Source organism: Streptomyces sulfonofaciens, assembly GCF_014656295.1.
GTDB classification, from domain to species: domain Bacteria; phylum Actinomycetota; class Actinomycetes; order Streptomycetales; family Streptomycetaceae; genus Streptomyces; species Streptomyces sulfonofaciens.
In genome coordinates, this window is the sequence record NZ_BNCD01000002.1 from 492,166 (window position 1) to 511,239 (window position 19,074).

Consider the following 19,074-nt stretch of genomic DNA (forward strand, 5'->3'; position numbering starts at 1 on the left):
CGCCGCCCAGGAGTCCCGTCATGAACCCGTCAGGCAGCGCGCACCGCCCCCCGTGCGCACCACACGAGGACGGTGCGGGATGAAGGTCTGGCCGCTGGCGTTCTCCGAGGGCGACCTGGCCGCCGCGCGCGCCCAGATGGGCTTCTCCCTGGCATGGCACATCGTGGTGGCGTGCCTGGGCGTGGGGCTGCCGCTGCTCACCCTGGCGATGGAGTGGTACGGCATCCGCACGGGTGATCCCGCGCACCGGCTGCTCGCCCGCCGGTGGGCGCGCGGCATGGGAGTGCTGTTCGCCGTCGGAGCCGTGTCCGGCACGATCCTCAGCTTCGAGATGGGACTGCTGTGGCCCGGGCTGATGGGCCGCTTCGGACAGGTCATCGGACTGCCGTTCGCCATGGAGGGGTTCGCCTTCTTCCTGGAGGCCGTCTTCCTCGGCATCTACCTCTACGCGTGGGACCGGCTGCCGCCCCGGCGGCACCTGCTGACCGGAGTGCCGATCGTCATCGCGGGGACGCTGTCGGCGTTCTTCGTGGTCTGCGCGAACGCCTGGATGAACCAGCCGCGCGGCTTCACCCTACGGCCCGACGGCACCCTGGCCGACGTCAGTCCCTGGGTCGCCCTGATCAATCCGGCCAGCCCGCCGCAGAGCGTGCACATGATCCTCGCCGCGTTCATGGTGGCGTCCTTCGCGACCGCGTCCGTCTACGCCGTGGCCCTGCTGCGCGGCCGCAACGACGCCTACCACCGGGCGGGTTTCCTGCTGCCGTTCTCCTTCGGTGCCCTGGTCGCACCGTTCCAACTGGTGGTCGGGGACTGGGTGGCGCGCTTCCTCGCCCACTACCAGCCGGTCAAGCTTGCGGGCATCGAGGGCGTGTTCCGCACCGGCTCGCACATCCCGCTCACCATCCTCGGCGCCGCGCCCGGCAACGACCGGCTGGAGTACGGCCTGGAGATTCCCTCCGGCCTGTCGTTCCTGGTCGGCTTCTCGCCCGAGACCGTCGTGCGCGGCCTGAACGAGGTACCGCGCGACCAGTGGCCGGTCGTGACCGCGATCCACCTCTCCTTCGACGTGATGGTGGGCGTCGGCATGCTGCTCATCGCCATGGGCGCCCTGCTGCTGCTCGGCTGGTGGCGCGCCAGGCGCACCGGCCGCGACCTGATGGCCCTGCGCGGCCACCGGGTGTTCCTGGCCGTCGCGGTCCTGTGCGGACCCGCCGCGGTGGTCGCGCTGGAGTGCGGCTGGACCGTCACCGAACTCGGGCGCCAGCCCTGGATCGTGTACGGCGTGATGCTGGTGCGGGAGGCCGTCAACCCCGCGCCCGGGCTGGCGACGGGGCTGTGGCTGGTGCTGGCCGTGTACACCGCGATGACGGTGGCCACGGTGTACGTGCTGCGCCGCCTCGTCCGGACCACACCCGTACCGATCGCGCCCCAGGAGAGCGATGTCGAGCGTTTTCCCGTCACATAGCGTCTTCCCGGCGCATGGTGTCGTCCCTGCGCACGGGATCGTCCCGTCGTACGGCATCCGCCCGTCACATGGCTCCGGACCCCGGGCCCCGAGCGCCGGGCGGCACCGGCCGGCTGCCCTGCGCGGCCCGCGCGTGGCCCACCGGTCCGCGCCGCCCCGCCGGACCCGGGGGCGGTCGTGCTGGCCGATGTGATGCTGGCCCTGATGTGGGTCGGCCTGACCTGCTACGCGCTCTTCGGCGGCGCCGACTTCGGCGCCGGGCTCTGGGACCTGCTCGCCGGCCGGAGCCGGCAGGGGCTGCCGCAGCGCAGGCTGATCGAGCACAGCATCGGCCCGGTGTGGGAGGCCAACCACGTCTGGCTGATCTTCGTCCTCGTGCTGCTCTGGGCGTCCTTCTCGCCGGTGTTCGCCGCCGTGCTGTCCACCCTGTACGTACCGCTCACGCTCACCGCGCTCGGGATCATCGCGCGCGGCGCGGCCTTCGCGTTCCGCAAGGCCAGCACCGAGTTGTGGCAGCAGCGGCTGTTCGGCGGCTGTTTCGCGCTCTCCTCGGTGGTCACGCCGTTCTTCCTGGGCACGGTGGCCGGCGGGATCGCCTCGGGGCGGGTGCCGCCGGGGCTCGCCCGCGGTGACACCGTCACCAGTTGGCTCAATCCCACCTCCGCACTGGGCGGTGTGCTCGCCGTGCTGGCCTGCGCCCACCTCGCGGCCGTCTACCTGTGCGCCGATGCCGTACGCGCCGGTGAACCGGGGCTGGCCAGGGGCTTCGAGCGGCGGGCGATGCTGAGCGGGCTGCTGAGCGGCCTGGTGGCGCTGGCCGGCATCGCGGTGCTGCACGCGGACGCCCCGCAGCTCTTCCACGGCCTCACCCACCGGGGCCTGGGCCTGGTGATCGTCAGCGCCGTCGCGGGCCTGGCGGGCCTCGGCCTGCTGGCCACCCGGCGCCACCTCCTCGCCCGCGTCGCCTCCGCGCTCGCGGTCGCCGCCGTCCTGTGGGCCTGGGGCGCCGCCCAGTACCCGGACCTGCTCGTGCCCGGCACCACCGTCGCCGAGACGGCCTCGCACGAGTCGGTCCTGACGGCATGCCTGATCGCGACGGGCGTCGGGGCGGTCTTCCTCCTCCCGTCGCTGTGGATGCTGTACACCACGTTCCAGCGGCCCGGCGGCGCGGGCGCCTCGCCGGTCACGGGCGCACCGGCCGGCGGTACTCCGGCCGGCGGCCGCGACGGCACCGGCTGACCCGGCCGCGGGCGGCCGCCGTTCGCCCGTGCCGCCACGCCGCCGGTCAGCCATCGGCGTAAGCGCCACCGGCCGCGTCGACAGTCGTCCCGTGCCACGTACCATGTCGGCATGTCCTTCCTCCGCCGCCGCAGCTCCGCCACACCCGCGGGCCCGGACTTCGACGTCCTGGCCATGGACCCCGGGGACTGGCCGGGCAACCTCGGCGCGGGACTGCTGCCCGCCGCGGACGGAAGCTGCCAGGGCGTGTTCCTGCGCTACGACCTCTTCGGCGGCCGCGGCCCCGCGATGATCATCGGCAATCTGCCCGAGGGCTCGCCGGCACGCGAGGTCGCCGAGGGCGAGATCCCCTTCGAGGTGGGACAGCTCCTGCTCGCCCTGGAGAACGAGGAGGAGGTCACGGTCGTCGGTTCGGAGGACGTCCCCGTGATGCAGGGGGACAACCTCCTCGTCGTGCGGCGGATCAAGCTCTCCGAGAGCAGGATCTCCTGCGTGCAGTTCGACCGCAGCGACCAGGTGCTGGTCACCATCGCCGCCTGGGACCGGCCGATCACCGACGACCTCTACGCACTGCTGAAGCCACTGCCCGCGGAGCTCTTCCAGCAGGGTTGACCGGCCCGGCCGGGCCACCTGCCCCCGCACCGCCACCCATGCACGGCCGGTTCCGGCCATGGTTCCAGCCACCTGGGCGGGGGTTTGCCATGTCTCTTGTTGAATTAAGGTCGGACCTCTAGCGTCGACGGATATGCCTCATGGTCCGACCGGAAGAGCCACCATGAAGTCCGCCGTCGGCGGAGCGGGCGCGCTCGCGGTGAGCGCGGGAATCCAGGGCGGCACGGCGGCCGCCGCCGAAGGACCACCAGATACATCCGATGACCCAGTACCCGGCCCCGCCGACCCTGCCGGGCCCGCCGGCGATCCGGCGCTCTGGTACACGGCCCCCGCCGCCGACTGGGAACGAGAGGCGCTGCCGATCGGCAACGGCGCCCTCGGTGCCATGGTCTTCGGCACCCTCGCCGCCGAGCACCTCCAGGTCAACGAGAAGACGCTGTGGACCGGCGGCCCGGGCACCGCGGGCGGCTACGACCACGGCAACTGGTCCGAGCCCAGGCCGGACGCCCTCGCCTCGGTGCAGCGGCAACTGGACGAGAACACCACCCTCAGCCCGGAGGAGGCGGTGGCCCGGCTGGGCGGGCCCCGGCGCGGGTACGGCGCCCACCAGACCCTCGGCGACCTGTACCTGGACCTCCCGGGGGCTCCGGCCGCCGTCCCCGAGGACTACCGCCGCGCCCTGCACCTGGCCGCCGGCACGGCCACGGTCGCCTACACCGACCAGGGCGTCCGCCACGCACGGGAGTTCTTCGCCTCCCACCCCGACGGGGTACTCGTCGGGCGCCTGACCGCGGACCTGCCGGGCCGCACCGGCTGCACCCTGCGCTACGCCTCGCCGCGCACCGACTTCACCGCCACCGCGGCCGGCGACCGGATCACCGTGCGGGGGACGCTCGCCGACAACGGGATGCGTTTCGAGGCGCAGTTGCGGCTGCGGCACCGCGGCGGGAGCCTCACGGCGGGCGACGACGGCAGCCTGACCCTGACCGGCGCCGACGAGGCGTGGTTCGTCCTCGCCGCGGGCACCGACTACGCCGACACCCATCCCTCCTACCGCGGTGACGACCCGCACAGGTCCGTCACCCGCACCGTCGACGCGGCCGCCGGCCGCCCGGTTGCCGAACTGCGCGCCCGTCATGTCGCCGACCACCGTGCCCTGTTCGACCGCGTCCGGCTCGACGTCGGGCAGGGCGCACCCGTCCGGGTGCCCACCGACCGGCTGCTCGCCGACTACACAGGAGGGCCGGGCGAGGCGGACCGCGCACTGGAGGCGCTCTTCTTCCAGTACGGCCGCTACCTGCTGATCGCCTCCTCCCGGACCGGCACGCTGCCCGCCAATCTCCAGGGCCTGTGGAACCAGAGCACGCAACCGCCCTGGTCCGCCGACTACCACGTCAACATCAACCTTCAGATGAACTACTGGCCCGCGGAGGCCGCGGCGCTGCCCGAGACCACCGCCCCCTACGACCGGTTCGTGCGGGCGCTGCGGGAGCCGGGCAGGCGCACCGCCCGGGAGATGTTCGGCTCCCGCGGCTGGGTGGTGCACGACGAGACCAATCCGTTCGGGTTCACGGGCGTGCACGACTGGCCGACCTCCTTCTGGTTCCCGGAGGCGGCCGCCTGGCTCACCGCGCAGCTCTACGAGCACTACCGGTTCGGCGGCTCCACCGAGTACCTGCGCACCACCGCCTACCCCGTGATGAAGGAGGCGGCCGAGTTCTGGCTGGACAACCTGCACACGGATCCGCGCGACGGCACCCTGGTGGTGTCCCCGAGCTACTCTCCCGAGCACGGCGACTTCTCGGCCGGCGCCTCGATGTCCCAGCAGATCGTCCACGACCTGTTCACCAACACCCTGGAGGCAGCCGGGACGCTGGGGGACTCGGCCGCGTTCCGCGCCGAACTGGAAGCGGCCCTGGCCGCGCTGGATCCCGGGCTGCGCATCGGCTCCTGGGGCCAGCTCCAGGAGTGGAAGACCGACCTGGACGTCAGGACCGACGACCACCGGCACGTCTCCCACCTCTACGCCCTGCACCCGGGCCGGGCGATCCGGCCCGGCAGCGACTGGGCCGAGGCCGCCAAGGTCTCGCTCACCGCCCGCGGCGACGGCGGAACCGGCTGGTCCAAGGCATGGAAGATCAACTTCTGGGCGCGGCTGAGGGACGGGGACCACTCCCCACCGGATGCTCAGCGAGCAACTGAGGTCCTCCACGCTGCCGAACCTGTGGGACACCCACCCCCCGTTCCAGATCGACGGCAACTTCGGTGCCACCGCCGGGATCGTGGAGATGCTGCTGCAGAGCCAGTACGACGTCATCGAGGTGCTGCCCGCGCTGCCCGCGGCCTGGCCGCAGGGCTCGGTGCGCGGACTGCGCGCCCGCGGCGGCGCTAGCGTCGACATCGACTGGACCGCGGGCCGCGCCACCCGGATCGCCGTGACCGCCTCGCGGACCCGGGACCTCACCGTACGCAGCGACCTGCTCCCGGGCGGGGAACTCACCTACCGGGCCGTCGCCGGCACCCGCCGTGTGTTCGGCGCCGCGGGGGGCGAGGGCTGACGGGACCGGGGTCCGGATGCCGGGAGGCCGCCTCGACCGGGTGCCCGGCCCGGCGGCGGGGCCGCCTCGCCCCGTCCGCCCCCTGGCCGGCCGGGCCCTCCGCCCGGTCCCGGCGGGTCGGGGCTCCCGGACCGCACAGGTGCCCGCCGCGGCGCCTCCGTCAGGCGCGGGTCTTGGCCAGCAGGTCGATGATCTCGGCCGTCGTGCCGGTCTCGCCGAGGCGCGGGAAGATCCGCTCGATGCTGTTCAGGTGCGCCTCCGTGTTCAGGTCCGACATGGCGTCGGTGGCGAGGGTGACGTGGTAGCCGTGCTCGTGGGCGGCGCGGGCGGTGGACTCCACACCGATGCTGGTGGCGATGCCGGCCAGCACGATCTGGGTGACACCGCGGCGGCGCAGTTGGAGATCGAGGTCGGTGCCGTAGAAGGCGCCCCAGTTGCGCTTGGTGACGGTGATGTCGCCGTCGTGCCCGGACAGTTCGTCGACGATGACGTCCCAGCCCTGCGGTGGCGCGCCGGCGCCGCGGGACTGCTCGGTACGGCCCGGCATGGCGTCGGAGCCGTCCGCGGCGTGGGTGACCCGCACCAGTACGACCGGCGCGCCCTGGGCACGGAAGGCGTCGGCGAGTTCGACGCCGCGGGCCACCACCTCGGGTCCGGTGAGGGGAGTGGTGGGGGCGCCGACTATGCCGTTCTGGAGGTCGATGAGGACGAGGGCGGTGCGCTCGTCGAGCGTGCTGAGGGCCATGGTGGAGTCCTTTGCTGAGGGGGGATCGGAGGGGTAGGAGGCGCGGTCGGCCTCCGGTTGCTCGGCCGGTTCCGCCACCCCGCGCCGCCCGATGCGGCGCAGTGAGCGGTCCGCCACGGTCGCCGCGAGGAACACGGCGGCCGTGCAGAGCACGAAGAGGGCCAGGTGGTGCAGCCCGGCGGAGTCGGCGCCCCGGTCGAGGAAGGCGCCGTTCGCGGCGGAGGCGACGATGGCACCCAGGTAGGTGAAGGTGCGCGACAGACCCGCCGAGGAGCCCATCCGGGCCGGGTCCGCCTGGTGGTACAAGGCGTTCTGATTGGCCAGGTTGTTCAGGCCCTGCGGCACGCCGACGACCACGCAGACCAGCACGAGCAGCCAGATCGCGCTGGTCGAGTGCACCAGCAGCAGCAACGCGCAGGCGCTGATCTGGCCGATGCCGCCGACCACCAGCTTGCCCCGCACCTCGGTGCGCCGCCCGGTGGTGGTGGAGACGGCGATCGCGACCAGGAACATCGGCAGCAGCACGAGCCCGGCCCCGGACGCGGACAGCCCCCGGCCCTCCTCGAGCCACTGCGTGTAGCCGTAGAGGAAGGAGTACGACACGACGTACGACAGCAGGGTGCGGCCGTAGGTGGCGAGCAGGGGCGGATTGCCGCCGAGCACCCGCAGGTCGATGAACGGCTCGGCGACCCGCAACTCGCGCACCGCGAACCCGGCCGCCGCCGCGGCGGTCAGCACCGGCAGGTACCAGTGCGCGGCGGAGGGATCCATCAGGAACAGCAGCAGCGAGGTGAGCGTCGCAGCGAACAGGCCCATGCCGGCCAGATCCATGCCGCCCGCCGCCGGTGCGGTCCCGGACGTCCTCGGCAGCCGCCGGGCGCCGAGCGTCAGGGCAAGGAGCGACAGGGGCACGTTGACCAGGAACGTGGTGCGCCAGCCGCCCAGGCCGATGAGCAGCCCCCCGAGGGTGGGCCCGATGACGGCCACGGTCTGGCTCGCGACGGCGAGCGCGGTCAGCACACCGCCCGGGCTGTCCCGGCCGGTGCGCCGTGACTCGCTGCGTATCAGGTACATCGCGGCCGGATAGCCGGCACAGGTGCCGAACCCGAGCACGACCCGCGCGAGGACCAGCACGCCCAGGTCGGGCGCCAGCGTGCCCAGCAGGCCGGCGATCCCGGTGAGCCCGGTCCCGATCATGTAGAGGCGGCGGGGGCCGTGGGTGTCGACCAGGCGGCCCACCACGGGTTGGCCCACGGCGGTGGCCAGGTACAGCGCGGAGACGAGCCAGGCGGTGCGCGACGGCGGCGCGCCGAAGGCCGCCCCGATCGGAACCAGCGCCACCGCGATCATGGACGAGTTCACGGGGTTGAGCACCGAGCCGAGGATCATCGGCGTGATCAGCCGCCGGTCGAAGGCGTCCTGTGCGGTGGGGGAGGGGCGGCGCAGCGACCGGGCCAGGCGCAGAAGCCCGGCGATCACGAGCGGGTGAGCCGGTCGAGCAGGGCCATCGCCTCGATCACCGTCCGGCGCTCCTCCTCCGTGTACTGCTCGTGCAGCGCGCGGGCCAGCCATTCGACACGGGCCTGCCTGCTGTCCTCCACCCGCTCCCGGCCGGGTGCGGTCAGGGTGACCAACTGGCGGCGGCCGTCCTCGGGGTCCGGACTGCGCCGGATCAGGTCCTGCTGCTCCAGTGCCGCAAGGGTGGCGGCCATGGACTGCGGGCGGACCCCCTCGGCGGCGGCCAGCCCACTGGCCGAGTCGGCGCCGTCCCTGAGCCGGCTGAGCACGGACGTCTGGGACGGGGTGAGATCCCGCATTCCGGCCACTTCCCGCAGTCTGCGGCGCAGCCGGGTGAAGACCACCCGCACGTCGCGCGCGGCGCGCACGGCCGACGGGGAGACGCCCTCGGTGATCTCGTCCATGCCCTCAGCCTATGGCGTTCAGGTAAGACTGTCCAGGTAACCTGAGCAGTTTGTCTGTGCAGTGGTGCAGTGGTGCAGTGGTGCAGTGGTGCAGTGGTGCGGTTGCGCTGGGCGGGACCGGCCGCCGAAACGGCGAGGGCCGGGCCCCGGCCTGCGTGGGAGGCAGGTCGGGGCCCGGCCCGGGGCCGGCGGGGTCAGGAACCGACCCGCGACACGTCCACGTCGGCGGCGCGCACGTACTCCACGCGGTGCCCGAACTGGATCTCGTAGTAGGTGTCCTGTCCCCTCACCACACGGTGCGAGGCGGTGTCGAACGTCACCGCGTAGAAGTACTCGCCGTGGACCTTCCCGCCGACCACGTACTTCTGCCCGGCCGACAGCTTGTACGGCATCGGCGAGACGGCCTGCACGGGTACGCCGGCTGGATAGGCCGACGCCTCCGGATAGGCCCGCCCGTAGACCGGCACCTCGCTCCTGCCCGCCTTGGGCGTGACCACGAGGCCCGACGCGGGAACGGCCGTCGGGGCTTTCGCCGGGTTCTCGAACCAGGCCTTCTGGCCGAGGAACCAGATCGCCGTCCAGTCGCCCTGCCGCCCGGCCACCGCGTACTGCTGGCCGGTGGAGGCCCGCGCGCCGACGTCGTTCACGTCGATGGTGGAGTCCTGGCCGCCGGGGCGCAGTCCGATGTCCTTGACCAGGGGCGCGTCTTCGGCCGGCGCGGTGTGCAGCCGCACCTCGCCGGAGCCGTGCGCGGGGCACGGCTGGCCGGCGCTCGTGCAGCCGGTGTACGCGGGCCGGTTGTCCGCGTAGTCGGGCAGCACCGTGACCGCTTTGGAGTTCGGGCCGGCCGTCCGGTGGAAGGGCTTGCCCAGCAGCGTGAAGTAGTGCGCCCAGTCCCAGTACGGGCCCGGGTCGGTGTGCATGGCGGGGATGCCGGATCCGGTGGTGGCCGGCACGGTGTCGTGGCCGAGGATGTGCTGCCGGTCCAGCGGGATGTCGTACTTGTGCGCGAGGTACGCGACGAGCCGCGCCGACGTGCGGTACATCTCCTCCGTGTACCAGGCGTCCGGATCGGCGAGGAAGCCCTCGTGCTCGATGCCGATCGAGTGCGCGTTGACGTACCAGTTCCCGGCGTGCCAGCCGACGTCCTTGGTGTTCATGTGCTGGGCGATGTGGCCGTCGGTGGAGCGGACCGTGTAGTGCCAGCCGAGGTATGTCGGGTCCTGCACGAGACCCATCGTGAGGTCCCACGACTCCTCGGTGTCGTGGATGACGATGGCGTCGATGCTCTGGTCCGTGGGACGGTCGGCCAGGTCGTGGTTGCCGTAGTCACCGTCCCCGAACTCCTCGTAGGGGGCGGGCACCCATGTGCACGCGACCGTTGCGGGGCACTCCGTCGGGCCCGCCGCGGCACGGCGCAGGCCCGACTGCCGGACCTGGGCGGCGTCCGGTGCGAGGGAGGGCTCCGCGGCGAGGCTCACCCGCTGGCCGGTGTCCGTGGTGCGCCGGACACCGTCGCGGATGACGGCGAACACGTCGTCGGCGTAGGTCGCCCCGGTCGCGGTGTCGTCGGCGCCCGAGAAGCGGGCCACCGCGCCGTACCAGTCCGCCGGGTCGTCGCTCAGTTGCCTGCCCAACTGCTTCTGGGCCTGGGCGAGCAGCGCGGCACCGCCGCGGATGTTGGCCGCGGGGTCGGTGCGCAGCCGAGCCGCGGGGATACCGGTGAGCCGGGCCGCCGCGGGCAGGGTCCGCAGCCGGGCGGGCAGGGCCGCGGACGCGGGCAGCGCGGCCCCGGGGTGCAGCGCGGGGCGCGCGCCGTCCCCACGGGGGTCCTCGGCGCCTTCGCCGTGGCGCTGCCCCGTCGTGGCGAGCGCGGTGCGGGCGTCCGTGAGGTGCATCGGGCCGTATCCGCCCGACACGCTCGGCGCGCCCTGGTGGGTGTCCCAGCGGGACTGGAGGTAGGAGACGCCGAGCAGCAGGCTCTGCGGTACGCCGGAGTCGGCGGCCGCGGCCGCGAAGGCGTTCTGCAGCCGGGCGGTCGCCGGCACCGCGGCGCCGCTGGACGGTGCCGCGGCGAGCAGCGGCAGCAGCAGGGCCGCCGAGGCGAGAGTGCCCGCCGTTCTGAGGAGATGTCTGTGTGCGGCCGGTGAGTGGCCGGCGGCGGATCCGCGCAATGCAGCCTCCAGGGGCGATCGGCGCGATGCGGCGCCCGGGGCCGGGCGTGGATCAGTCGTATCGGCTCCACGACGATCCGTCAATCACACCCCGGAGAGAGGATTTCCCACGTCAGCGGTGGTGAAGGGGCCGAGAGGCGACGAGATTCACGCTGGCGGGCGCACCGCCTGCGGTGCGTCAGTGGCGTGGACCAATGATCGGCGTGGACCAGTGACCCGGCGGGATGAGCGCGGAAGGGCCCGCGGTGCGCACCGTCTCCTGCGCACCGCGGGCCCTTCCGCGTGTCTCAGCGGGTGCCGACCGCTGCCCGTACCGCCCGCCGGGCCAACTGGCAGTCGTCGTGCAGCCGCCGCAGCAGCAGCCGCTGCTCCTCGGCAAAGGACACGGCGACCGGTTGGCCGGGGCCGGGCTGCTGGACGGCGGGCTCGGCCAGCGTGCGCTGCACGGCCATCTCGTAGGTGCGGATCTCCCGGGTGAGGACCAGCATCAGGTTCACCAGGAAGGCGTCCCGTGAGGCGGGCCCGGCGAGCTGGGCGAGCTGGGAGATCTGACGGCGCGCCAGGGGCGCGTCGCCGAGGACCGTCCACAGGGTCGCCAGGTCGTAGCCGGGCAGGTACAGGCCCGCGTGCTCCCAGTCGACCAGCACGGGGCCGGCGGGGGAGAGCAGCATGTTCGACAGCAGGGCGTCCCCGTGGCAGAACTGCAGCACGCCGCGCCGGCCCGCCGACTGCGTGATGCCGTGCAGGAGCTTCTGCAGATCGCCCATGTCCCGGTCGGTCAGCAGCCCCAGCTCGTAGTAGCGGGACATCTGGGTGCCGTAGTCCAGCGGCCGGCCGAAGGTGCCCTGTGGGGGTTGCCACTGGCCCAGCCGGCAGACGGCGGCCAGCGCCGCCCGTACGTCGGCCCGCGGCGGCGCCTGCACCGGGTGGCGCTGCAGGGCGGCGGCCCGGCCCGGCATCCGCTCGATCACGAGCACACCGCCCGCGGGGTCGGCGGCGACCAGCCGGGGGACGCGTACCGGGGGGCGGTTGCGCACGAAGGAGCGGTAGACGGCTATCTCGTGCTGGAACCGCTCCTTCCACGCCGGGGAGTGGTCGACTAAGCACTTGGCCACCGCCGTGGCGCGCCCGGTGGTGCCGACCAGCAGCACGGAGCGGCCGCTGCGGCGCAGCAACTGCACGGGGCTGAACTCGGGGCAGATCCGATGCACCGCCGCGATGGCCGTACGCAACTGCGCGCCCTGCGGCCCCGACAGGTCGATCCGGCCGCTGAGCGGTCCGGTGCCGACTCCCGGCACCCGGCGCACCCGGCGGTCGACGGCCATCGGGTACGGGGCGTCCGGATAGGAGCCGCTGCCCGCCGTCACGGGTGCCTCCCTGGCCCTGGGGGTGTGGGTGAGCGGGTGCAGCGGCCTGGTCGGGGCGGACACGGAGGACGATGCTGCGTACATGGGGAGGACAGATCCCTTCGTGTGCCTGCGAATTCCCTGTACCGCCCGGCCCGGTGCCACCTGCGCACCCTGGGGAGTGCGGCCCGGCCGCCGGGCCGGGGCGGCGCTTTCCTACCTGACACCCCCCACCCACTGGCACACCATCTGGCGGACCCTGGCGAACCCTGGCGAATAGTCGCCGAGCAACTGACAGCGGGCTAGTGTCGGTTCAGCCGAGAACCTGGGGGCTTGACGTGAGCGGACAACCCAACACCCGCCTATCGGACCTGTTCGGCCTGGCCGGCTGGTCGAAGGGTGAACTCGCGAGGCTGGTGAACCGGAAGGCGGCCGCCATGGGCCACCCTCAGCTCGCCACCGACACCTCACGGGTGCGGCGTTGGATCGACATGGGAGAGATCCCGCGCGATCCGGTGCCGAAGGTGCTGGCGGTGCTGTTCACCGAGCAACTCGGCCGTGTCGTGACCATCGAGGACCTCGGTCTGGTCCGGCACGGGCGCGCCTCGAAACGGCGTGACGACGGAGGTGCCGAGCATCCCGACGGACTGCCGTGGGCGCCCGAGCGGACGGCTGCGGTCCTCACCGAATTCACGGGAATGGACCTCATGCTCAACCGACGCGGCTTGGTGGGCGCGGGCGCCGCGCTTGCCGCAGGATCCGCACTCAGCAGCGCCATGCAGGACTGGCTGAACACCGACCCGGCCCTCGCGGCCGACGCCCCCCGACCCCCCGATCCCGATGTCCCCCTGCACGCCGACCCGGCCGGACTCGACCGCTACGAGGCGGCCCCCGTCGGGTCGCAGGAGATCGAGGCACTGGAACACTCGGTCGAGGTGTTCCGCGCCTGGGACGCGGCCCGCGGCGGCGGGCTGCAGCGCAAGGCGGTGGTCGGGCAGCTCAACGAGGTGGGCGGCATGCTCGCCTACCGGCACCCCGACCACCTGCAGCGGCGCCTGTGGGGCGTCGCGGCCAACCTGGCGGTACTCGCGGGCTGGATGTCGCACGACGTCGGCCTGGAGCCCACGGCGCAGAAGTACTTCGTGATCGCGGCCCACGCAGCCCGGGAGAGCGGGGACCGGCCGCGGGCCGGTGAGGCGCTGTCCCGGGCGGCCCGCCAGATGGTGCACCTGGGCAGGCCCGAGGACGCCCTGGACCTGATGAAGCTCGCCAGATCCGGCTCCGGCGAGCAGACCCTGCCCCGCACCGCGGCCATGCTCTGCACCATCGAGGCCTGGGCACAGGCCTCGATGGGCCAGGGGCAGGCGATGCGCCGCACGCTCGGTCTCGCGGAGGAGCTGTTCGCCTCCGACAAGGGCGACGTGCCCGTGCCGAGTTGGATGCAGATGTTCGACGAGGCGGATCTGTACGGGATGCAGGCCCTGGCCTACCGCACCCTCGCCGAACACGAGCCGTCCGCCGCCGGTACCGCGCAGCAGCACGCCGAGCAGGCCCTGACACTGCGGTCGAAGGGGCGGCAGCGGTCGCAGATCTTCGACTACATCTCGTTCGCCTCGGCCTCGTTCATCGCCGGCGAACCCGAGCGGGGCGCGAAGTACGCGCGCCTCGCCCTGGTGTCGATGGGATCGAACTCCTCGCAGCGCACCTGGGACCGGCTCCGGGAGATGTACCGGCTGACCGGGCAGTACGCCGCGGATCCCAGGATCGCCGCACTGCGCAAGGACATCGATCTCGTGATGCCGAAGCCGGCGGCCAGGAAAAAGGCGGACGCGCCCAAGGGTGATGCCTGGGTGTGAGCCGGAACCGCAGGAAGACCCGGGGGCGCCCCGGCCCGCCGCTCGACTGCGGCGGGCCGGGGCGTCCTGCGGCGGGCCGCAGGTGCCCTGCCGGGCAGGCCGGGTGCTCCCGGTGGGCCGGGCACGCCGAGCCGTCTCGTCCGGGTCCGCGCCGGGCCGGTCCCGGCGCGCGGGAGCCGCGGGGCGCCGCCACGCCGTGCCCGGCGCCCCGCGGCTCGCTCGCGAACCCGCGCACGCTCCCGCCGGGAGGGGCGGGCCGGGCGAGTCACGGGTCTCGCCCGGCGGGCGCGCCGACCGCGCACGGGGCACCGGCGTCGTGCAGCGCCCACGGGTACGGCGCCCCGGCCGGTGCCGGCACGGGTTCACCCTTCCTCCGCGCCGTCCGGGTGTCGGCGTCCGGCCATGGACAGGGCCGACAACCACCGGCGTTGCGGGAAGGACCGGACATGACTGTCGCACAGCCGGGGACGCCCTGTAAGGGATTTGGCACAATCCGCTTCGATGATGCGTCTGGCATGTGCCCAAGCCCTCTTCGTGGGCCATGGGCCATCGCTCCTGCGCGGTGGCCACAGGTATCAGGGCCACGGGCGCATGCGGGCGCCCCGAGCGGGGGAGCCCAGGGCGCGGGCGCGCCCTGCCCGTCGACCACGCCCTGACCGTCATCCACGCCCGGCCCGGACGCGACCGCCCCCGCACCGGAACCGGACGCGACGGCCCCGGCAGCGGACTGCTCGTCCCCGTCGCTCGCGGGCACCGTGCCGCGGACGTCCATGTCACGGGGCGTGCACCGGCGCAGTTGGCCAGGTGCTGGAAGAAAACACGCGCCCTCGCGTGACATCTGCCCCTTCCCCCGTGTCATACAGGAGACGCACCCCGCACGGGCTCGACCGAAACCGGAAGGGGAGAGCGACGATGCCCCGCACCGTGCAGCAGCCCGCACAGGTCCGCCTGATCGCCTCGGAGCGCCGGCGGCCCGTCACCGTGACCCTGCGGTACGACGTCGTCGATCCACTGGCCGTCCATGTGGTCTTCCCCTCGGAAGCGACCATCGACGAGGCACCCGTGACCTGGACCTTTGCCCGGGATCTGCTGGAAGAGGGGCTGGCAGGGCCGGCCGGCCGGGGAGATGTGCGCATCTGGCCCGGCGGGCCGGGGCGCACCGTCATCGAATTCGACGCGCCGGAGGGCATGGCGCTCGTCGAGTTCGACGAGGCGGTGCTGCGCGGCTTCCTGCTGGACGCCTATGACGCGGTGCCCGTGGGCAGCGAGGACGTCACCGCCGATGTGGACCGCGGGCTCGCGGAGCTGTTCCGCCGGGTGTGAGGGCCGTGGCCGGGCGTGACGGCCCGCACGCCGCCCGTGCCCGGCCCGACTCCCCGTTACCGGAGCCCGGGCCCGGCCGCATCGCGCGAGCCCGGGCTCCGGTAACGGGGAGCCCGGACCGCTCCGGCGGGGTCAGCCGTAGAGCGACGGACGGCGTCCCAGCTCGACGGCGACCCGGCCACCGGTCTCCTGGGCGCGTACACCCGCCTCCGCCACCGCGGACGCCGCGTAGCCGTCCCAGGCGCTCGGCCCCGCCACGAGACCCCCGCGGGTGGCGTCCACCCACGCCTGGATCTCGCGGTCGTAGGCGTCGGCGAAGCGGACCAGATAGTCCTGCGGCACCTCTTCGCGTGCGCTGCCGTCCGTTTCCACGACCATGGTGCGCCCCTCGCCGATGCGCGCGCTGCCCGCCTCGCAGACGGCCTCGCAGCGCACCTGGTAGCCGAAGCCGCAGTTGACGAAGATCTCCACGTCCACGACAGCGCCGCCGGACGTCTCGAACAGGACGAGCTGCGGATCGAGCAGGCCCTCGGGGGCGCCCGCCGATGGCCGCGGCCGCAGCACGGACACCGCGGTGATCTCCTGGTCGAGCAGCCAGCGGCCGGCGTCGATCTCGTGCGAGACCGAGCTGTTGATCATCATCGCGCTGGTGAACCCGGCGGGTGAGGAGACGTTCCGGTGCGTGCAGTGCAGCATCAGCGGCCGTCCCAGCCGCCCGGAGTCGAGCAGCGCCTTCAGGCGTACGTACTCGGCGTCGTAGCGCCGCATGAAGCCGACCTGCACCAGCCGGCGGCCGGCACCGGCCTCCGCCTCGACCACCCGCAGCGCACCGGCCGAGTCGGGGGTCAGCGGTTTCTCGCAGAGCACCGGCAGGCCGCGTGCGAAGGCGGCGAGCAGCGCCTCCTCGTGGGCCGGGCCGGGCGAGGCGATCAGGACCGCGTCAACTCCCGGGGCGGCGAGTGCCGCAAGGGCGTCGGTGTGCAGCGACACCCCGTCGATCCCGGCCGCCGCGGCCTCGGCGCGTGCGGAGTCGGGATCGGCGACCGCCGCGACCCGGGCACCGCTGACAGCCCGGTCGATGCGCCGCACGTGGTCGGCGCCCATGTGGCCCGCACCGAGCACGGCCACCCCCAGTAGGTCACTCACCCGCACACCTCTTCCGGTTCAGGATCGCTGCCGCCGCCGTCGGCCCACCATCATGCCCGGCGCCCGCCGGGGCAACCGCCTCGTGTGTGTGCGCTACGTCGCACCGTTCCTCGCCTGGGCCGGGGGCCGCGGACGTGCGAGGATCCCCCGCATGGCTGAGCTGACTGAGCTGCTTGCGGCCGAGGCCGTGCGGCTGGACGCCCGGGTGGCCGACTGGCGGCAGGCGATCACCGCCGCCGGGGAGCTGATGGTCGCGACCGGCGTCTGCACCCCCGCGTACACCGCGGAGATGATCCGCAACGTGGCCGAGAACGGCCCTTACGTCGTCGTCGCGCCCGGCTTCGCCTTCGCCCATGCCAGACCGTCACCGGCCGTGCTGAGGACGGGCATGTCGTGGGTGCGGCTCGTCGAGTCGGTGGAGTTCGGGCACGAGAGCAACGACCCGGTCGGGCTCGTGGTGGCGCTCGCCGCCCGCGACGCCCGCGAGCACACCTCCGCGCTGGCCGCCCTGGCCCGGCTGCTCGCGGACCCCGGTCTCGCGCAGGCGCTCAGGGACGTCTCGACCCCTGCGGCGCTGCGGGCCGTAATCGCGGCAGGAAGTGCCGCCCCCGCGGCGCCGCCGTCCGCCCCCGCGGCACCGACGCCCCTTCCCGGCGCGGAGCCGACTCCCGTGGACGGCGCCCCTGCGGCAGGGCCGGCCCCCGGTACGCGGCCCGGGCGGGAGGGCGCCGGCTCCGCGCCGCACAAGATCCTCACCGTCTGCGGCAACGGCCTCGGCACCAGCCTGTTCCTCAAGAACACCCTGGAACGGGTGCTCGACCGCTGGGGTTGGTCGCGGTACGTCACCGTGGAGGCCACCGACACCGTCTCGGCCCGCGGCAAGGCCGCGGAGGCCGTCGCGATCCTGACCTCCGGGGAGATTGCGAGCGCGCTCGGGGACGTCGGCGTACCCGTCAAGGTCGTCACGGACTTCACCAGCACCGCAGAGGCCGACCGCGTACTGCGGGACACCTACGACGTCTGAGGAGGCCCAGCCGCATGGCCTGGCTCGTCACCACCGCCACGTTCCTCGTCGACGAGATACTCAGCCAGCCCCCGTACCTGGTGGGCCTGATCACCGCCGCAGGGCTGCTCGCCCTGCGCAGACCCGCGGGGCAGGTCGCCGGCGGCGCCATCAAGGCGACCCTCGGCTTCCTGCTGATCAACGCGGGAGCGACGCTGGTCACCGGCTCGCTGGGGCCGCTGGGCGAGATGATCCAGGGCGCCACCGGAGCACACGGCGTGATCCCCACCAACGAGGCCATCGTCGGCATCGCACAGCAGCAGTTCGGCTCCAGGGTCGCCTGGCTGATGATCCTCGGCTTCGCCGTCAGCCTCGCGCTGGCGCGGTTCACCCCACTGCGCTACGTCTTCCTGACGGGCCACCACATGCTGTTCATGGCCACGCTGCTGACGGTGGTGCTGGCCAGCGCGGGTCAGCCGTCCTGGCTCGTGGTGGTGGTCGGAGGTGTGCTGCTCGGCATCATGCTGGTCGCCATGCCGGCCTTCGCGCATCCCTGGACCAAGCGGGTCACCGGCAACGACGCCGTCGCCATCGGCCACTTCGGCACCGCGGGGTATGTCGCCGCGGGGGCCACCGGGCAGCTCGTGGGCGGCCGCAGCCGCAGCACCGAGGACATGAAGCTGCCCGAGGGGCTGCGCTTCCTGCGCGACTCCATGGTCGCCACCGCCCTGTCGATGGTGCTGCTCTACGTCGTCATGGCACTGGCGTACCTGGGCAAGGCGGGCGAGACGAAGGCGTTCGGGGCGTTCGCGGTGGGCGGCGGTACGGCCGCCGGCGGGATGGGCGACTACGTCATGCAGGCCGTGATGCAGGGCCTGCAGTTCGGCGTTGCGGTCGCCGTGATCCTCTTCGGGGTGCGCACCATCCTCGGTGAGCTGGTGCCCGCGTTCCAGGGCATCGCGGAGCGGCTGGTGCCCGGAGCGGTCCCCGCCCTCGACGCGCCGATCGTCTTCCCGTACGCCCAGAACGCGGTGCTCATCGGCTTCATCGCCAGTTTCGCCGGCGGGCTGGTCAGCCTGGGCCTGCTCGGCTGGATCCTCCATCCGGCCCTCGGGCTCGCCCTGGTGCTGCCGGGTCTCGTGCCGCACTTCTTCACCGGTGGTGCCGCGGGTGTCTACGGCAATGCGACCGGTGGCCGCCGCGGCGCCGTCGTGGGCTCCTTCGTCAACGGGGTGCTGATCACCTTCCTGCCTGCCCTGCTGCTGAAGGTGCTCGGCGCGTTCGGCAAGGAGAACACCACCTTCGGTGATGCGGACTTCGGTTGGTTCGGCTCCGTCGTCGGCAATGCGGCCAAGGCGGGCCGGACCGGCGGTGCGGTACTGATGCTGCTGGTCGGCGCGGTGGTGCTGGCGGCCGCGATCGTGGTGCAGAAGCGGGTGGTGCTCACCGGCTGGGACCCGGGCGCGCGGCGGGACGCGCTGCTGCCGCCCGGTGCCGCAGGCACGCCGGGGCAGGGCGCGGCGGTGCCCGGGCCGCGCCCGGCCCCCGGCGCGGGGGGCGGGAACGGGGCCGGGAACGGGGTGAAGATCGCACCGCCGGCCGGCGCTCCCAAGCCCCCGCCGCCGTTCGAGGACTGAGCGGACGTCGGCGGTGAGGCACCGCGCGGTGCCGGGCGCAACCGG

General features: G+C 73.4%; 12 protein-coding genes and 2 pseudogenes. 8 read left to right on the top strand and 6 right to left on the bottom strand.

The window, feature by feature from the left end:
- Positions 1–79 precede the first annotated feature (79 nt).
- From IE313_RS05100 to IE313_RS05115, 4 genes and pseudogenes are all read left to right on the top strand, one after another.
- On the top strand, positions 80–1,468 hold the full coding sequence (locus IE313_RS05100; RefSeq protein ID WP_189929675.1) for a cytochrome ubiquinol oxidase subunit I: 1,389 nt from the start codon (positions 80–82) through the stop codon (positions 1,466–1,468).
- A gap of 177 nt (positions 1,469–1,645) precedes the next feature.
- On the top strand, positions 1,646–2,707 hold the full coding sequence (locus IE313_RS05105; protein WP_229924382.1) for a cytochrome d ubiquinol oxidase subunit II: 1,062 nt from the start codon (positions 1,646–1,648) through the stop codon (positions 2,705–2,707).
- A 111-nt stretch (positions 2,708–2,818) separates the two neighbouring features.
- Positions 2,819–3,319, top strand: coding sequence for a hypothetical protein (locus tag IE313_RS05110; protein WP_189929676.1), 501 nt, complete (start codon positions 2,819–2,821; stop codon positions 3,317–3,319).
- 163 nt (positions 3,320–3,482) lie between these two features.
- A pseudogene (locus IE313_RS05115) lies at positions 3,483–5,877 on the top strand (glycoside hydrolase family 95 protein).
- Between the two features lie 160 nt (positions 5,878–6,037).
- On the opposite strand, the gene IE313_RS34980 reads toward IE313_RS05115, so the two are convergent.
- The 5 genes and pseudogenes from IE313_RS34980 to IE313_RS05135 all read right to left on the bottom strand — a co-directional run bounded on the left by IE313_RS34980 (position 6,038) and on the right by IE313_RS05135 (position 12,169).
- Positions 6,038–6,622 (bottom strand): hydrolase, encoded by a 585-nt coding sequence (locus tag IE313_RS34980; protein WP_229924410.1) that lies wholly within the window; start codon positions 6,620–6,622, stop codon positions 6,038–6,040.
- Positions 6,623–6,709: 87 nt separating this feature from the next.
- Positions 6,710–8,080, bottom strand: a pseudogene (locus tag IE313_RS05120) (MFS transporter); the annotation flags it as partial.
- Positions 8,081–8,097: 17 nt separating this feature from the next.
- Complete coding sequence (locus IE313_RS05125) at positions 8,098–8,544, bottom strand: MarR family winged helix-turn-helix transcriptional regulator (RefSeq protein ID WP_189929678.1); 447 nt, start codon at positions 8,542–8,544, stop codon at positions 8,098–8,100.
- A 194-nt stretch (positions 8,545–8,738) separates the two neighbouring features.
- On the bottom strand, positions 8,739–10,718 hold the full coding sequence (locus tag IE313_RS05130; RefSeq protein ID WP_189929679.1) for an N-acetylmuramoyl-L-alanine amidase: 1,980 nt from the start codon (positions 10,716–10,718) through the stop codon (positions 8,739–8,741).
- Positions 10,719–11,005: 287 nt separating this feature from the next.
- Positions 11,006–12,169 (bottom strand): aminoglycoside phosphotransferase family protein, encoded by a 1,164-nt coding sequence (locus tag IE313_RS05135; protein ID WP_189929680.1) that lies wholly within the window; start codon positions 12,167–12,169, stop codon positions 11,006–11,008.
- A 233-nt stretch (positions 12,170–12,402) separates the two neighbouring features.
- On the opposite strand from IE313_RS05135, the gene IE313_RS05140 reads away from it, so the two are divergent.
- Both IE313_RS05140 and IE313_RS05145 read left to right on the top strand, forming a co-directional pair.
- Positions 12,403–13,920 (top strand): DNA-binding protein NsdB, encoded by a 1,518-nt coding sequence (locus IE313_RS05140; protein ID WP_189929681.1) that lies wholly within the window; start codon positions 12,403–12,405, stop codon positions 13,918–13,920.
- Between the two features lie 912 nt (positions 13,921–14,832).
- Positions 14,833–15,243: an SsgA family sporulation/cell division regulator gene (locus IE313_RS05145; protein ID WP_189929682.1), complete on the top strand. Its 411-nt coding sequence runs from the start codon at positions 14,833–14,835 to the stop codon at positions 15,241–15,243.
- Between the two features lie 132 nt (positions 15,244–15,375).
- Here the strand turns inward: IE313_RS05145 and IE313_RS05150 are convergent, their stop codons facing one another.
- Positions 15,376–16,389 (bottom strand): Gfo/Idh/MocA family protein, encoded by a 1,014-nt coding sequence (locus IE313_RS05150; protein ID WP_189929683.1) that lies wholly within the window; start codon positions 16,387–16,389, stop codon positions 15,376–15,378.
- A 151-nt stretch (positions 16,390–16,540) separates the two neighbouring features.
- Between IE313_RS05150 and IE313_RS05155 the strand changes: the two genes are divergently transcribed.
- Together IE313_RS05155 and ulaA are read left to right on the top strand one after the other, a co-directional pair.
- Entirely contained in the window at positions 16,541–17,413 is an 873-nt protein-coding gene (locus IE313_RS05155; protein ID WP_189929684.1) for a PTS sugar transporter subunit IIA, read from the top strand.
- Positions 17,414–17,427: 14 nt separating this feature from the next.
- Positions 17,428–19,029, top strand: a complete 1,602-nt coding sequence (gene ulaA, locus IE313_RS05160) for a PTS ascorbate transporter subunit IIC (RefSeq protein WP_189929685.1) — start codon at positions 17,428–17,430, stop codon at positions 19,027–19,029.
- The last annotated feature ends 45 nt before the right edge of the window (positions 19,030–19,074 follow it).

Bases quoted from the DNA above. Each gene is read 5' to 3' on its own strand.
- IE313_RS05100 (WP_189929675.1), top strand. From the start codon at position 80: ATGAAGGTCTGGCCGCTGGCGTTCTCCGAGGGCGACCTGGCCGCCGCG.
- ulaA (WP_189929685.1), top strand. From the start codon at position 17,428: ATGGCCTGGCTCGTCACCACCGCCACGTTCCTCGTCGACGAGATACTC.
- IE313_RS05135 (WP_189929680.1), bottom strand. From the start codon at position 12,169: ATGTACGCAGCATCGTCCTCCGTGTCCGCCCCGACCAGGCCGCTGCAC.
- IE313_RS34980 (WP_229924410.1), bottom strand. From the start codon at position 6,622: ATGGCCCTCAGCACGCTCGACGAGCGCACCGCCCTCGTCCTCATCGAC.
- IE313_RS05155 (WP_189929684.1), top strand. From the start codon at position 16,541: ATGGCTGAGCTGACTGAGCTGCTTGCGGCCGAGGCCGTGCGGCTGGAC.
- IE313_RS05145 (WP_189929682.1), top strand. From the start codon at position 14,833: ATGCCCCGCACCGTGCAGCAGCCCGCACAGGTCCGCCTGATCGCCTCG.
- IE313_RS05125 (WP_189929678.1), bottom strand. From the start codon at position 8,544: ATGGACGAGATCACCGAGGGCGTCTCCCCGTCGGCCGTGCGCGCCGCG.
- IE313_RS05110 (WP_189929676.1), top strand. From the start codon at position 2,819: ATGTCCTTCCTCCGCCGCCGCAGCTCCGCCACACCCGCGGGCCCGGAC.